This is a genomic window from Paraburkholderia sp. PGU19 (assembly GCF_013426915.1).
Lineage (GTDB): Bacteria > Pseudomonadota > Gammaproteobacteria > Burkholderiales > Burkholderiaceae > Paraburkholderia.
In genome coordinates, this window is the sequence record NZ_AP023180.1 from 1376860 (window position 1) to 1390488 (window position 13629).

The 13629-nt window shown below is 63.5% G+C and carries 18 protein-coding genes; 9 read left to right on the forward strand and 9 right to left on the reverse strand.

Annotated features, from left to right (window positions below; translation table 11 throughout):
* Positions 1-8 precede the first annotated feature (8 nt).
* From H1204_RS23770 to H1204_RS23780, 3 genes are all read right to left on the reverse strand, one after another.
* Entirely contained in the window at positions 9-1034 is a 1026-nt protein-coding gene (locus H1204_RS23770; RefSeq protein WP_180731012.1) for a trypsin-like peptidase domain-containing protein, read from the reverse strand.
* A 108-nt stretch (positions 1035-1142) separates the two neighbouring features.
* On the reverse strand, positions 1143-1334 hold the full coding sequence (locus H1204_RS23775; protein WP_036000819.1) for a hypothetical protein: 192 nt from the start codon (positions 1332-1334) through the stop codon (positions 1143-1145).
* Between the two features lie 320 nt (positions 1335-1654).
* The gene (locus tag H1204_RS23780) at positions 1655-1846 is read right to left on the reverse strand and encodes a hypothetical protein (protein WP_036000815.1); all 192 of its coding nucleotides are present in this window, start codon (positions 1844-1846) and stop codon (positions 1655-1657) included.
* 347 nt (positions 1847-2193) lie between these two features.
* On the opposite strand from H1204_RS23780, the gene H1204_RS23785 reads away from it, so the two are divergent.
* Together H1204_RS23785 and H1204_RS23790 are read left to right on the forward strand one after the other, a co-directional pair.
* Entirely contained in the window at positions 2194-2478 is a 285-nt protein-coding gene (locus H1204_RS23785; RefSeq protein WP_180731013.1) for a hypothetical protein, read from the forward strand.
* 99 nt (positions 2479-2577) lie between these two features.
* A complete protein-coding gene (locus H1204_RS23790) occupies positions 2578-2721 on the forward strand; it encodes a hypothetical protein (RefSeq protein WP_007586029.1) in 144 nt (47 codons plus the stop codon).
* Between the two features lie 137 nt (positions 2722-2858).
* On the opposite strand, the gene H1204_RS23795 is transcribed toward H1204_RS23790, so the two are convergent.
* The 3 genes from H1204_RS23795 to H1204_RS23805 all read right to left on the reverse strand — a co-directional run bounded on the left by H1204_RS23795 (position 2859) and on the right by H1204_RS23805 (position 6039).
* The gene (locus H1204_RS23795) at positions 2859-4421 is read right to left on the reverse strand and encodes a SulP family inorganic anion transporter (protein ID WP_180731014.1); all 1563 of its coding nucleotides are present in this window, start codon (positions 4419-4421) and stop codon (positions 2859-2861) included.
* Between the two features lie 117 nt (positions 4422-4538).
* Entirely contained in the window at positions 4539-5192 is a 654-nt protein-coding gene (locus H1204_RS23800; protein WP_180731015.1) for a carbonic anhydrase, read from the reverse strand.
* Positions 5193-5661: 469 nt separating this feature from the next.
* Entirely contained in the window at positions 5662-6039 is a 378-nt protein-coding gene (locus H1204_RS23805; RefSeq protein WP_180731016.1) for a DUF427 domain-containing protein, read from the reverse strand.
* A 515-nt stretch (positions 6040-6554) separates the two neighbouring features.
* Here H1204_RS23805 and H1204_RS23810 point away from each other — a divergent pair.
* From H1204_RS23810 to H1204_RS23820, 3 genes are all read left to right on the forward strand, one after another.
* Positions 6555-7136 carry a DUF3331 domain-containing protein gene (locus tag H1204_RS23810; RefSeq protein WP_180731017.1) on the forward strand — a complete coding sequence of 194 codons (582 nt, stop codon included), beginning with the start codon at positions 6555-6557 and terminating at the stop codon, positions 7134-7136.
* Positions 7137-7240: 104 nt separating this feature from the next.
* Positions 7241-8254 carry a LysR family transcriptional regulator gene (locus H1204_RS23815; RefSeq protein WP_180731018.1) on the forward strand — a complete coding sequence of 338 codons (1014 nt, stop codon included), beginning with the start codon at positions 7241-7243 and terminating at the stop codon, positions 8252-8254.
* A gap of 88 nt (positions 8255-8342) precedes the next feature.
* Complete coding sequence (locus H1204_RS23820) at positions 8343-8897, forward strand: YbaK/EbsC family protein (RefSeq protein WP_180731019.1); 555 nt, start codon at positions 8343-8345, stop codon at positions 8895-8897.
* Positions 8898-8984: 87 nt separating this feature from the next.
* Here the strand turns inward: H1204_RS23820 and wrbA are convergent, their stop codons facing one another.
* Positions 8985-9584, reverse strand: coding sequence for an NAD(P)H:quinone oxidoreductase (gene wrbA, locus H1204_RS23825; protein ID WP_042312671.1), 600 nt, complete (start codon positions 9582-9584; stop codon positions 8985-8987).
* Between the two features lie 248 nt (positions 9585-9832).
* Between wrbA and H1204_RS23830 the strand changes: the two genes are divergently transcribed.
* Entirely contained in the window at positions 9833-10396 is a 564-nt protein-coding gene (locus H1204_RS23830; protein WP_180731020.1) for a DUF4142 domain-containing protein, read from the forward strand.
* Positions 10397-10465: 69 nt separating this feature from the next.
* On the opposite strand, the gene H1204_RS23835 is transcribed toward H1204_RS23830, so the two are convergent.
* Positions 10466-11173, reverse strand: coding sequence for an MgtC/SapB family protein (locus H1204_RS23835; protein ID WP_180731021.1), 708 nt, complete (start codon positions 11171-11173; stop codon positions 10466-10468).
* A 419-nt stretch (positions 11174-11592) separates the two neighbouring features.
* On the opposite strand from H1204_RS23835, the gene H1204_RS23840 reads away from it, so the two are divergent.
* The 3 genes from H1204_RS23840 to H1204_RS23850 all read left to right on the forward strand — a co-directional run bounded on the left by H1204_RS23840 (position 11593) and on the right by H1204_RS23850 (position 12872).
* Complete coding sequence (locus H1204_RS23840; protein WP_180733289.1) at positions 11593-11949, forward strand: hypothetical protein; 357 nt, start codon at positions 11593-11595, stop codon at positions 11947-11949.
* Between the two features lie 14 nt (positions 11950-11963).
* Positions 11964-12344, forward strand: coding sequence for a hypothetical protein (locus H1204_RS23845; protein ID WP_180731022.1), 381 nt, complete (start codon positions 11964-11966; stop codon positions 12342-12344).
* Positions 12345-12413: 69 nt separating this feature from the next.
* Positions 12414-12872 carry a lytic transglycosylase domain-containing protein gene (locus tag H1204_RS23850; RefSeq protein ID WP_243468786.1) on the forward strand — a complete coding sequence of 153 codons (459 nt, stop codon included), beginning with the start codon at positions 12414-12416 and terminating at the stop codon, positions 12870-12872.
* A 40-nt stretch (positions 12873-12912) separates the two neighbouring features.
* On the opposite strand, the gene H1204_RS23855 is transcribed toward H1204_RS23850, so the two are convergent.
* Complete coding sequence (locus H1204_RS23855; protein WP_180731024.1) at positions 12913-13317, reverse strand: helix-turn-helix domain-containing protein; 405 nt, start codon at positions 13315-13317, stop codon at positions 12913-12915.
* Positions 13318-13629: the final 312 nt, after the last annotated feature.

Consider the following 13629-nt stretch of genomic DNA (forward strand, 5'->3'; position numbering starts at 1 on the left):
ACCAAACCCTAAGCACTCTGCTCAACAGGCACAACAACCACCTCAACCCGCTGCGCCCCGCGCAAAACCGTAACGCTCACAGAGCGCCCAATCCTGGACCCATCGAGCACGCGCTGCAGCGCATCGACACCCTCAACAACCTGCCCATCAACCGCAACGATCGTATCATCCGTCCGCAGCCCGCCGAGCGCGGCAGGACTCTCCTTAACGATCTCCATCACCCGCACGCCGCTTTCCGACTCCAGCGCGAAATACCGCTGCACACGCCGCGGCAACGCGAAAGTCGTACCCGCCACGCCGATATAAGCCCGCCGCACGCGCCCGTGCGCAAAAATCTGCATGATGACCCACTTCGCAGTATCGATCGCGGTCGCAAAGCTGATCGACTGCGCGCCCGGAATGATCGCGGTATTCACACCGATCACATGGCCCGCCGAGTTGATCAACGGCCCGCCCGAATTGCCTGGATTGAGCGCGGCATCCGTCTGGATCACGTCATAGATCATGCGGCCCGAGTTCGACCTCAGCGAGCGCCCGAGCGCGGAAACCACGCCCGCCGTCACCGTCTGCTCGAGCCCAAGCGGATTACCCACCGCGACCGCAATCTGCCCGACGCGCAACTTGCCGGATTCGCCCAGTACGACATGCGGCAGCGGCTCGGGCGAACCGATACGCAACACAGCCAGGTCGCTGTGCGGATCGTCGCCGACCAGATCGGCGTCGAACTTCGTGCCGTCGGCGAGTTGCACACGGATATGCGTCGCGCCGTGCACGACGTGGCTGTTGGTCAGAAGATAACCATCGGGCGTGAAGATGAAACCCGAGCCGGTGCCCGCGCGCGCATGGCGCTCCGGCGCGCCCGGCACGCGGCGCTCGACAGTGATGAAGACGACGGCCGCCCGCACCCGTTCTAGCGCATCGATGACGGTGCGCGAATAGGCGTCGAGGAGTGCGTCGTCTTCGGACGACCCGGCGGCCGCGGCGCTTGGCAGCGCACCCGACAGATCGTCGACAAAACGGGGACGGCTTCCCATGACAAGGCTCCGTATAAGCGAGAGCCGAACATGCAGGGCAGGCAAGCCATTTTCAAGCGCGGCGGCTGGGGGGAAAGAACGACGAAACCAGCCGCCGATAGAGAGGCGTCAGATGAGCCTTAGATTGCGGATGCGGCCGATACGCGGAGAACGTTCGAGTATCAGCTTCTCGATTGCTTCGGGCAGCAGCGCCTTGGGAATGTTCGACGGCACGTCCGACACCAGTTGCGACGGCACATTCACGATGAAGTCGTCGGGGGCGGTGGCGAGGCTGTGCTCGTAGGTAACGCGGTAGTCCATGCTGGGTGCGAAAACGTAGATGATGTTGCGGAATCGTGGCGTCGGAAGGCGCGCCGCTAACGCGCGGGCGCATTCTTTCCGAGATCGTACAGCAACCCGCAGCGCGCGCGGCACAGCATGCGCCCGCAATGTGCTCCGCCTAACGCCGAAAGCCGAATGTCGAAAGCCAGCCACCGGGCTGCCCACATGCCGCGCCGCCTAAAAAAAGCCGGACGGGACGCTCACGCATCCACATCCGGCTTCTTTGGGTCTCGATCACGGGATCGCTCTGGATGATTCGCCGCCAGCCAGCCCGAGTTCACCCTGCCGTGGCCGCGCGCTTACCGATGCCAGCCGCCATGGCCCCAGCAACAGCTATAGCCGATGCCGACGTTCACTGACGGCCCCGCGTAATACCCCGGCGCGTAGCCATAGGCCGGCGCGTATCCATAGCCATACGGCGGCGCGACGACGCAGCCTCCCAAACCGATCGTCGCCATCGCGACGGCTGCCAGCGTCAGAAGCTTTTTCATGATCGTTCTCCCTTCTCTTCTGCTATTTGAGCAGACGCTACAGAAGGTGTGCGTGACCACTTGTGACGGAGCATTACGGCTCGATACGAACGGACGGCCGCCGCGCCCCACACTCGACCCGCGCAAGAAAGGAGCCCGCGCAACCCAGGGCCTCTACGTGCAGACCGCGCACTAACAGTTGCTTACCATTCGCCGGGACGTGGACAGGAAGCGGGCGTTCCCGTCGTTCGCAGGCAGGCACATTTCGATGACGGCGGTATGAATCCGAAATCGGCCTCTGTTCGACCGATTGAACGCAGGGGCCGCAGCGCACACTGCAGTCATGCCAGTGCACTGAGGAGCCTGAAATGTCTTCCCGTCATGACAGTAGCAACCCGTTCGAGCCCGACGCGCTCAACGCGCCGGAATGGAATAACCTGCGGGATTACCCGGAGTCCGATCTGATGCGCGGCTTGCAACTCGCGTCCGACACGGTGCTGCGCCTCGCCACCAAGACACACGCCGCCGTCGCACGTGGCGACGCGGTGAGCGCGGAACTGGCGCGCGTGTCGCTGGAGAAGCAGCTTGCACTGACCACGCGGCTGATCGACGAGCTTCTGTTCGACGGCGAGACGCAGCACACCACGCATTGACCGGCCGCCGCACGCGACCGTGAGAACTGAACCTGACGGTAGCAACCCGGCAACAATTGCACCAACGGCAGCGCCGACTGACTGAGACTGGAACTGGAAATGAACGTCTTGACCGTACTTCTTTGCATCTGGGCCATGGTGGCGTTGTGCGCAGTGCTGTTCATCCGTGGCGCGAGCCCGCGTGTCAAGCGTCCCAGCAAGGCGAAGCAGACGCGGTCGTCGCGCTTTTCGATCGCCGAGTAATCCTTCCGCCGATACGGCGAGAAAGCGCTGACCATCAGCGCCCTCGCCTTCCGGCCAGCGCTTTCTAGAACTGCTGTTTCAATAGACCGATAAGTCCGATAACGCGCCGCCGCGCGCTATCGCGCCCTTTTTACGGGTCAGCCGGCCGTCGCACCTAGCGACGGCAGTGCCGCCCGCCCTTCCTGAGCCGCCGGCTCCGGCCAGCGCATACGCTCGACGGTGATCTGCCGCTGCGCCGCCTCGCTCACGAACGCATCGAGCGTGTCGCGGATATCCCGGTCGATGAAATCAGCACGCTCCGCGTCGATCAGCACCGTCGCACGGTCCGGAATCTGCGCGAGGCAGCGCGTGAGCATCGGCTTCGACAGGAACGTCGCGTCTTTGCGCAGCACCAGCAAATAGTGATCGTCGTGACGCGTCAGCGTGAACGTGCGCGACAGGTTCGCGCGCAGCGCGAGCACCGCGCTCGTCGCAATGCCGATGCCAATGCCGATCAGCAGATCCGTCGCCAGCACGCCCGCAATCGTCGCCACGAACGGCACGAAGCGGTCGACGCCTTCGCGCGCCATTGCCGTGAACAGCGCCGGCTTCGCAAGCTTGTAGCCCGTGTGAATCAGGATCGCCGCGAGACACGCGAGCGGAATCAGGTTCAGCACGGCCGTCAGCGCGAACACGCTCGCCAGCAGCAGCACGCCGTGAATCACGGCCGACATGCGCGTCTGCGCGCCCGCATTCACGTTCGCCGAGCTGCGCACGATTACGGCCGTCAGCGGCAGACCGCCAAGCACGGCCGCCACCATATTGCCCACGCCCTGCGCCTTCAACTCACGGTCCGGCGACGCGCGGCGGCGCTTCGGATCGATCTGTTCGACGGCTTCGAGGCTCAGCAGCGTTTCCAGACTCGCGACGATGGCGAGCGTCAAGCCGACGCGCCAGACGTGGCCATCCACGAGCTGGCTGAAGTCGGGCATCGAGAGCGCGCCTGTCAGCGCCGCGAACGAATCCAGCGACACCAGCGACACCCGATGCTCAGCCGGTACCGCGAGTACGGGCGCCAGCACATCGAGCGCAAGCGTCACGCCGATGCCGAGCGCGACGACGGCGAGCGGCCCCGGCAGCATGCGCACGATCGCGTAGCGCTTCGCGCGCGGCGTCTCCCACGCGAACAGCATCACCACCGAGATGAGCGCGAGCGCGGTCGTCACCATCGACAGATCGCCGAACGGCGTCGCCAGCATGGCCGCGTGCGCGTTGTTGGCATCCGCGCCGCTCACGAGCCCGACGCTGAGCGGAATCTGCTTGATGATCAGGATGATGCCGATCGAAGCCAGCATGCCCTTGATGACGGCGACGGGCACGAAGCTGGCGAGCTGTCCCGCGCGCAACAGGCCGAAGCCGATTTGCAACGCGCCCGCGATCAGCACGGCGGCGAGAAACGCGGAGAAACTGCCGAGCGACGCGATCGCCGACACGACGATCACGACGAGGCCCGCAGCCGGCCCGCTCACGCTCAGATGCGAGCCGCTCAACAGCGCGACGACCAGTCCGCCGACGATGCCGGACACCAGCCCGGCAAACGGATCGACCCCGGACGCGGTGGCGATGCCCAGACACAGTGGCAGCGCGACGAGAAACACGACGATCCCCGCGAAGACATCGCTGCGCAGGTTCGATAAACGGGAAACAGGTGGAGTGTGCATGGTATCCGTAAGGTCGAGTTGAGCCACGCCGCCCGGCGACGCGCGCCGGCGGCTCGATGGACAGGAACGTGTAAAGGCGTGAGTGAGTGTGTGAAAAGGGGCGCGGCCCGAACGTCGCTACGCGGCGTCGCGCACAGCGATGGATGGGGGCGGCTCGGCGTGCATAACGGCGATGTCGCGGGCTTCATCCATATCGGTCAGTTGCGTGATGAGCCCTGCGCGCAGCCCGAAAATCCAGCCGTGCACCTGCGGCGGACGCGGCGCGCGGCGCACGATGGGCGACTCCCGCAACAGCCGCACCTGCTCGATCACGTTCAACTCCGCAAAGCGGTCGACGCGTTCGTCGAAATCCGCAACCGCATGCAGTTCGTCGCGATGACGTTCGGCGAGCTCGCGCAAACCGGCAATGCGTCGGTTCACGATGGGCAGCGCATCCGAAGGCGTCGACAGCGCCGCGCGTACGCCGCCGCAATGATGATGTCCGCAGATGATCACGTGCTCGACCTTCAGCGCATGCACGGCGTATTCGATTACGCTCGATGTGTTGCCGTCGTCGGAGGTGTAGAGGTTCGCGATGTTCCGATGGACGAACAGCTCGCCCGGCTGCGCGTTGGTGATGCGCTCGGCGGGCACGCGGCTATCGGAGCAACCGATCCACAGAAAGCGCGGCTGCTGGCCGCGCGCGAGTTCCGTGAAGAACTCGGGCTCGCGCGCCGAGACCTCTTGCGACCACGCCAGATTGGACAGCAATAAGCGTTTTGGATGATTCATCGATCGGGCTCCTGCCGGATTCTGAATTGAACGGAGTCAGTCCATCACAGACCAACGTGATGGTGTTTACGAAAAGCTTACGGCAAGAAGGTTCCGAAAATAAATCAACAAAAAATCATTTGATGCCAGCTGCATCCGATGCCCCGAAAGCGTGCATACATGCGGCTTTCGGGCGTTTTATGTTGTTTGCGTGACTGGCTGCGCCGTGAGTAGACGGAGCGTTCCGGAGATGAATTTTTTTGTCATTGTTTTTTATCAATCATGTCAAGTTTGATTGCACTTGCGCGCGATTGACAGCGGTGTCAATGACTGAAAAACGGCGGAGAACCGGCGACGACGCGTCGCGATTCGATGGAAGAAGGAAGGTTTTGAAGCCCTCGAACGAGGGCTTCGATGTCACCGCAACGGGCCCGACACTAGCCGCCCGTTCGCGTCCTCATTGCGTCCTCATTGCGTACTTATTGGGTACTTATTGCGCGCTGACCTCGATGGCGTCCACGCGGTCGCGATAGAACGCCACATGTTCGCGGATCGACTCGACGGCTTCGTACGGGCTTTCGTAACTCCACACCGCATTGACGGAACGCTCGCCGCCAGCGGGAATGCTGTAGTAGCTGCACTCGCCCTTGTACGGGCAATACGTCGAATGACCGGTGCGTTCGAGCAGCGACATGTCGACGTCCTTGCGCGGAATGTAGAGGACTTCCGGATACGAGGCTTCATGGAAGGACAGCGCGTTGGTGCTGTCAGCGATCTTGTGGCCTGCCACGGACACGACTACGCGCGATCCGCTTTTTGCAATCGTGATGGGATGATCGGGTCCGGGAATCTTCACTGTCTTGTGCATGACGGCGTGTCCTTGCGGTGGAAACAGGTTGTGGCCGGGCGGCGAAGTACCGTCCGAGTATGGTCGCCCGTCTTGCGATGTCAAGACAAGACCTTGCGCCGCGTAGCGGCTATCGGGCGGTTACGCGCGGGATCTGTGTGCATATGCATCGCCGGACAGCCTGATGCGGCAAGCGATTGCCGTCATTTGACATATCCATGCCGTCCCATTGTTTGAATTAGATAAATTGAGTGTTCATTTAGCTGGCATTTATCTGCCAATGGCAAGCCGTTAGGATGCACGCCATGCGACCGGTCATCCGTGCCGGCCGCGAAAGCCGATTGCAACGCTGTGATGCAGCATGAAGCCGCTCCGATCGTTCGCCGTGAGGGCGCAGCGACGCGCGGCGCATGCGTTTTCGCCCGCGCGCAAGTGGCCGCAAGTGCGGCTGCCGGGCGGCCATCAAAAGCAGAACGTAAGGTTCTGCGTGGATGAATGAGCCGCCTCGATGGGCCACGCTTTAACGAGGAGTCGACGTGAGCAGGATTGGAACTGCAACAGGCACTACGCCTGAACCCAGGCCTCGCGCCCACGCAAACCGGCGCGCGAACGGTGAGCCGGAACTGCGTCGCAAGGAAACGCTGTACACCGACCTCCGGTCCGAGCCCGCTGGCGGCGGCATGGCGCCTGTCACGCCCGCCCTGCACGACCCATGGACCGCGACGATCTCGCGGCTCGGCAAGTCGCCCGCCCAGGACAGCAAGCTCGCATCTTCCGACAAATGCGACAAGGGCGCTTGCGCCGCGCGTCCGGCGCGCCGCAACGCCACCGCCGAACGCGCGCAAGCGGCGGCGAGCCAGCATAGCGACGCGGTGATCACATTCGTTGAACGCTTCGGCGCGAAGTCGATTTCGATCACGTGGCGCGATTCGACGGCCGGACGCTATACCGAGCAGTTGTGGGTGCGCCGCATTGCCCGCTCGCGTGGCGTGTGCGCGCTGACGGGTGCCAGCATCGTGCGCGGCGATGCCGTTTATGGACCGTTCAGCCGTCCGTCGAGCCGCCCGCGCAACATGTCGCAGATGATCCTCGCGGATCAGCTCGACGACCTCGAATGATCGACACAGCGCGCACGCGCTACACTTCGGACGCGCACGGCTAGCGTGCGACGCGCCGCCCGCGTTAACACGCCGGGCGGCGCTTTCAGCTCCGGAGACCTGCCATGGCTACACAAGCCGATGTGGCGCGCACGGCGCCCGTCACGCTGCACTCCGCGTCGTCGGCGACGATCGACGGCACGACGAGCACGGGCGCAATGGACCGCTTCGGCTCGCTCAACATCTTCGTGCGCGCCGCCGAAACCCGCAGTTTCACCGAGGCGGGCCGCCAGCTCGGCATCTCGGCCTCCGCAGTCGGCAAGGCCATTTCACGGCTGGAAATGCGGCTCGGCGCGCGGCTCTTTCATCGCAGCACACGCAGCATCACGCTCACGCCCGAAGGCGCGCTGTTTCTCACGCGCTGCCAACGCATCTTTGAGGAGATCGAGGCCGCGGAGAGCGAACTCGCGCTCGCTCACGCAGCGCCGCGCGGCAAACTGCGCGTGAGCATGCCGATGGTCACGAAGCTGCTGATGCCCGTGATCGGCGAGTTCATGAAGGCGTATCCCGAGATCATGCTGGATATCGACTTCAGCGACCGCGTCGTCGATGTGATCGAAGAAGGCTTCGACGTCGTGATGCGCACGGGCGACGTCAACGACTCGCAACTGATCACGCGGACCATGGGCACGTATGTGCATCTGATCGTCGCGTCGCCGGCGTACCTCGCGAAACATCCGCCGCTCATGACACCCGAGGCGCTCGTCCATCATGCGTGTCTTCAGCATCGTTTTCCGACGACGGGGAAACTGCGCCGCTGGCCGCTCGAACGCAATGGTGAGTCGATCGATATCGACTTGCCCACGACCGCCATCGCCACGGCCGTCGAGCCGCTGATCGCGATGGCCGAGCAGGATCTCGGCCTGGCCTGCGTGCCGGATTTCACGGTGCGCGCGCAGGTGGAAAACGGCACGCTCGTCCCCGTGCTGCGCGAATACTCCGGCGCGCTCAGCGTGTTTCGCGCGCTGTGGCCTTCGGGCGGGCAATTGACGCCGAAAATGCGGGCCTTCGTGGACTTCATGAGCGTGCATCTTTTTCCCGTGGAAGCCAGCGCGCGACACCACTCGCGCAGCGACTGACGGCATGCGCGCAATGCGGCCGCAGATCAGCCGTGAATCGTACAATGTGTGCGCGTTGTTTTCGTCCGCTCACTGCTCACAGGTCACCATGCTTTCGCACGAACCGCTTCAGAAGCTCGACATCATCTCGCCTGACAGCATCGGCGCGCATCTTCCCGCGCACGTCGCCGCGTCCATCGAAGGCCGCGACATCGTCGTGTTCGCCGTCACCGACGACGCATCGGACACCGCCGACTTCAGCGCGCGATACGGCTTTCCGATGGAAGACTGCGCGAACACGATCGTCGTCAAGTACAAGAAGGATGGCGGCGAGCATCTGGCCGCGATCGTGACGCTCGGCTCGCTGCGGCTCGACGTCAATGGCGCAGTGAAAGCCGTGCTGGGCGCAAAGCGCATTTCGTTCGCGCAGCGCGAGATCGCGACGCAACAGAGCGCGATGGAGTTCGGCGGCATCACGGCGTTCGGCCTGCCCGCGAACTGGCGCGTGCTCGTCGATGCCGGCGTGATGGAACGCCGGCAGGTGGTGATGGGCGCGGGCGTTCGCAAGGCGAAGCTGTTGCTCGCGCCGTCCGTGCTCGAACAGCTCGACAACGTCGAAGTCGCGCAACTGACGTTGCCGCCGGACGCACCCGCAGCGGCCTGAACGACGGCGCATTGAACGCGCGCGAGTTCTCGTGCGCTCGCGCGCATTCAGTGCGTCCGGCGCGCCGAAGTCAACCAACAAAAAACCTCAGCCAAACAGCTTCGCCGCCGTCTTCGCGACCAGTTCGCCCTGATGCCGCGCGCCTTCCAGATCGATTGCGCTCGGCTGACGCGAGCCGTCTGCGGCTGCGATCGTCGTGGCGCCATAAGGCGCGCCGCCGACGATCTCCGTCATGTTCATCATCCCCTGATGGCTATACGGCAAGCCCACGATGATCATCCCCAGATGCATCAGATTCGTGATGATCGAGAACAGTGTGGTCTCCTGGCCGCCATGCTGCGTTCCCGTCGATGCGAACGCCGCGCCGACCTTGCCGTTCAGCGCGCCGCGCATCCAGAGTCCGCCCGTCTGATCGAGAAACGCGGCCATCTGCGACGACATGCGCCCATAGCGTGTGCCCGTGCCAACCACGAATGCATCGTATTGCTCGAGGTCGGCGACCGTCGCAACAGGCGCCTGCTGGTCGAGCTTGAAGTTCGACTTCTTCGCGATCTCTTCGGGCACGGTCTCCGGCACGCGCTTGATATCGACCTGTGCGCCCGCGGCACGCGCGCCTTCCGCGATGGCTTCCGCCATCTTTTCGACATGCCCATACGACGAGTAATAGAGAACGAGAACCTTGGCCATTGCGATCTCCTGACGAGTGTGCGAAGCCGGCACCGTTTGCCGTGGCACTCACGATACTCCAGACGCGCGGCACATGTCTTCGCAGATGGTCGCGTCGCGCGACCGTATTGCATCGCAGCGCGCTGCGCGCCACAAGCTTTACGCCCCGTTACACAAGCGACATCGTCGTTTCACCTGCACGCGAGACCGGCCCCTAGAATGCCTTCGGCTGATTTCTAGCTCATACCCAGTTCACTGAAGGAGAACACATGATCCGTTTGCCCATCGCTTCCATCTTCTGTGCATCCACGACCAGTCTGTTGCTGTTCGCATCGGCGGTGAACGCGCAAACCACGCAACCGGCACAGGCCGCGCCCGCGGATTCCGTGCGGCTGCACGCAGCCGACCAGACCTTCGTCAACGACGGCACGCAAGCCGTCGCCACGCAGCGCGATGCCGCGCGCATCGCGACGTCGCGTTCGACGGACCGCGAGGTGAAGGCATTCGCCGAAAAGGCCGCCGCCGACAACCTCACGATCGCCAATGCGCTGCGCGCAGCGAGCCCGCGCGGTGTCGACGTGCCGCACAACAACCCGGATATGGCGACGCTCGACAGCATCAAGAATCTGCGCGGCGCGGAATTCGACAAGGCGTATATCGAGCAGATCGCATTGAGCGGCCAGCAGAAGACGCTGTCGGCATTCCAGGCGGAGATCGCATCGGGACGTGACGGGCAGTTGAAGGCAGCCGCGCAGAAGGCGCTGCCCACCATCCAGGCGCAGTACGCAGCCGCGCAGGAACTCGCGAAGCGCAAGCATCTCACGACGCAGTAAGCACGCGGCTCGACTAGCAGTCGGTGTTCAGTCAAGCGCATCGCGGCATCGCCGCGCGATGCGCTTTTTTTATTCAGGCGTCGGCTCCACTTCCTTCGCGGACCAGCTGACGCTCGACACGCTCTTCTCCATGCTGATCCGGCTTGCCATCAATTCGAGCTTGGCCTGATCCTTCGGGTGCATGCGCAACGTCGCCGTCACCTGGATACGCGACGGTTCGCCTTCGACGTCCTCGCTCGTCAGACTCTGAAACGACAGCGGTTGTGAATACATCGAGTTCGACAACACCGTGCGAATGTGGATTTCGTCGTGCTCGCGGCACACGACGGTCAACACATATTCGCGCACGAGGTCCGCGCTCGACACCGGCGTCGCGTTGATCGCGCGGCTCACTTCGCGCAGCACCGTGTTGGTCACGAGCACGACGACCGTACCGGCGAGCGCCGGTCCGTAATGTCCCGCGCCGCACAGCACGCCGACGGCCGCCGAACACCAGAGCGTCGCGGCCGTATTGATGCCCTGGATCGAGCCCTTGTCGCGCATGATCACGCCGCCGCCCAGAAAGCCCACGCCCGACACCACATACGCGGCGATCTGCGTGACGCCCGCGACGCCATTGCCCGTCAGCATGCCGAGCGTGACGAACAGGCAAGCGCCGCTCGCGACGAGCGTGATCGTGCGCAGCCCCGCCGTGCGCTGCCGCATCTGACGTTCGAGACCAATTGCGACGCCGCACGCGAACGCGGCGAGCAGCCTCCAGATGAAATCCGCTGACATTTCGTTTGACTAGTTGATGCAGGACCGATGTGGAATGAAAGCCGGTTGCTCGGGCCGGCGCATGGGGACGATATCCTGAGGCGGCTGTTTATCAGGTTTGTGTTACGGGTTCATGTTGGTCGCCAAATGAGTGCGATTGCCGCGACGTTCCTGGCGATCGGCAAGCGGGAATGCCATCCGCATGAAACCGGTTGCGTGCTCAAACATGCCCCGTTGCGCCACCAACCCCTGAGGCAACCTCACCGCTTTTCTGAACCCTCCACGGTCAGAGTTTCCGAACGACCGCCGTTCTTGAGTCAAGTTTCCCGATTTGGCAAACGTTTGCGGTTTGCATATCAAGTTCGACGCAATCCTGCCGACAAATCCGAAATAGCGTCAACGACTTCTGGGAGCAGCTCGTGAAGCAGCTTGCGTTTTGTATGGTTTTCGCCGCACTGGCCGGTTGCGCGCAATTGCCGGCCAATACGGCGCAGCAGGCGGACAAGCCGCCCGTGTCGAACGATGTCATCAGTTTCACGATTCCGCCCGACGCGCTCGGCGCACGCGATCCGCAGCTGTCGGCGGTGCTCGCCAAAGCGGGCGCACTGGCCGCTGCGCAGAAGCAGCCGACCACGATTCTCGTCACCGCCCTCGGCCAGGATCTGCCGTACCTGAACCAGGCGATCTGGCGCGGCGTGCCGTCGCAGCATCCGGCGAAGCTCAGCCTCGAGAACCTGACGGCGGGCGCGAACCAGCCATATAGCGTGTCGGTCCGGCCGACAGCGGCGACGCCATGAGGAGAGGCCACGTCATGTTCCGCATTGTCATCTGCGCGGCGAGCCTCGTTGCGCTCACCACGTTCATGAGCGAGGCCGCGCGAGCGGGTCAGCCGGCCGTCGCAGGCACGCTGTCCGCGAACGGCGCCGCGGCCTCAAATGGCGCCAATGGCGCGACCGCCGCAACAGCCTCCGCCGACAAGGTCTATCCGCCTCTGCCGACGCTCGCGATGCTGCCGCCCACGACCGACGACGACGAGCCGGTCGCGCCGAAGCCCGCCGCGAAAAAACGCAAGGTGCGCGCCGCCGTCGACGTGCGGCCCACCGCGCCCGCCGCGCGTCTCGTCGTGTCGGACGCTTCGCGCACCTATCTGCGCTCGGTCGACAAGCAGCTTGACCTCGCACTGGCGAAATAACCGCTGATTCGCACACTCAACGGAGCGTCCCACGTGTTCAACCATCGACTCCGCGCCGCGCCCCGCTCGCTGCGCCCGCTCAGATGCGCGCTCGGCGCGCTCGCGCTTTCGCTTGCCTCGTTGACGTGCGGCGCCGCCCGCGCCGACGACTGCTTCGAGCAGGCTGCCGTCTATCAGGGCGTCAATCCGCTGATCCTGCGCGCCGTCGCGTGGCATGAATCGAAAGGCGACCCCGCTGCCGTCAACCGCAACGCAAATGGTTCGATCGACGTCGGCCAGTTGCAGATCAACTCCGTGCACTTCAGCGATCTGAAGCGCCTCGGCATTCCGCATCGCGCGCTCACGGATGCTTGCGTGAACATCTATGTCGCCGCGTGGCTGATGAAGCAGAAGATGGTGAAGTACGGCAACACGTGGCGCGCGATCGGCGCCTACCACTCGGAGTCGCCGAAAGAGCGCGACGCTTACGCGCGCAGCATCCAGAAAATTCTCGTCGCCTGGGGCGAGCTGCTGCCTGCGTCGCGCTGAGGACAATGGCACGCGCTTACTTGTCCGCTCCCCTGCCCCCTCACTTGCGGGATTTGGTGAGCCGGTGCCCGAGGCCGAGGTTAGTGGCGATCTGCCATGTGTAGACACGCGAGTAGCTGACGCCGAACCGGGCGCGTATCAACTCGCGCAGACGGTTGCTCGTCCATGCATCGGACGGAAAGCCGTGAATGCCCGCAGGCCCGCTCAGCGCAGCCGCGATCCACTGCATCGCGTCTGCGTCGAGCACCGACGAACGTCCACCCACGCTCATCTGCCGTAACGACTCCAGCCCGCCCTCGTTCACCAGCGCGCGATATTTGCGCACGGTGTTCTCGGAGATATGCAGCTGCGCGGCGATGTCGCTGACGGACGCGCCTTCCATCAGCATCTTGCCCGCCGCGAGCCTGCGCATGACAGTCGGCAATGCTTCGTTTCGTGAAGGCATGAGCAGTCTCGCTGGCGGTCGGAAGACGAAAGCCCGAGGTGCCGCATGACGGGCCTGCGTGGCGCGTGACATGACACAAGACAAAAACCAATATATGTTCCCGGCCTGTTTGTGTCGGCTGTCCGTAAAATTTCATGAATATCGAAAAATCATTTGCGGATTTTATTGCGTTTCGTTTAACGGCAATAAACAGACAAACCATTTCGATCAACAATAAAAGTCCTCATGTTTTTTCAGAAGCATTACATTGCGCCTTGAACTTACCGAAATCGTTTGCTAGCATGCTGTAACCGTTACTCGCATCGAGTGCAC

Coding starts and splice junctions, on each gene's coding strand:
- H1204_RS23855 (WP_180731024.1), bottom strand. CDS start 13,317: ATGCCTTCACGAAACGAAGCATTGCCGACTGTCATGCGCAGGCTCGCG.
- H1204_RS23835 (WP_180731021.1), bottom strand. CDS start 11,173: ATGTCAGCGGATTTCATCTGGAGGCTGCTCGCCGCGTTCGCGTGCGGC.
- H1204_RS23785 (WP_180731013.1), top strand. CDS start 2,194: ATGTCTTCCCGTCATGACAGTAGCAACCCGTTCGAGCCCGACGCGCTC.
- H1204_RS23840 (WP_180733289.1), top strand. CDS start 11,593: ATGGTTTTCGCCGCACTGGCCGGTTGCGCGCAATTGCCGGCCAATACG.
- H1204_RS23780 (WP_036000815.1), bottom strand. CDS start 1,846: ATGAAAAAGCTTCTGACGCTGGCAGCCGTCGCGATGGCGACGATCGGT.
- H1204_RS23815 (WP_180731018.1), top strand. CDS start 7,241: ATGGCTACACAAGCCGATGTGGCGCGCACGGCGCCCGTCACGCTGCAC.
- H1204_RS23770 (WP_180731012.1), bottom strand. CDS start 1,034: ATGGGAAGCCGTCCCCGTTTTGTCGACGATCTGTCGGGTGCGCTGCCA.
- H1204_RS23800 (WP_180731015.1), bottom strand. CDS start 5,192: ATGAATCATCCAAAACGCTTATTGCTGTCCAATCTGGCGTGGTCGCAA.
- H1204_RS23845 (WP_180731022.1), top strand. CDS start 11,964: ATGTTCCGCATTGTCATCTGCGCGGCGAGCCTCGTTGCGCTCACCACG.
- wrbA (WP_042312671.1), bottom strand. CDS start 9,584: ATGGCCAAGGTTCTCGTTCTCTATTACTCGTCGTATGGGCATGTCGAA.
- H1204_RS23820 (WP_180731019.1), top strand. CDS start 8,343: ATGCTTTCGCACGAACCGCTTCAGAAGCTCGACATCATCTCGCCTGAC.
- H1204_RS23830 (WP_180731020.1), top strand. CDS start 9,833: ATGATCCGTTTGCCCATCGCTTCCATCTTCTGTGCATCCACGACCAGT.
- H1204_RS23805 (WP_180731016.1), bottom strand. CDS start 6,039: ATGCACAAGACAGTGAAGATTCCCGGACCCGATCATCCCATCACGATT.
- H1204_RS23790 (WP_007586029.1), top strand. CDS start 2,578: ATGAACGTCTTGACCGTACTTCTTTGCATCTGGGCCATGGTGGCGTTG.
- H1204_RS23795 (WP_180731014.1), bottom strand. CDS start 4,421: ATGCACACTCCACCTGTTTCCCGTTTATCGAACCTGCGCAGCGATGTC.
- H1204_RS23775 (WP_036000819.1), bottom strand. CDS start 1,334: ATGGACTACCGCGTTACCTACGAGCACAGCCTCGCCACCGCCCCCGAC.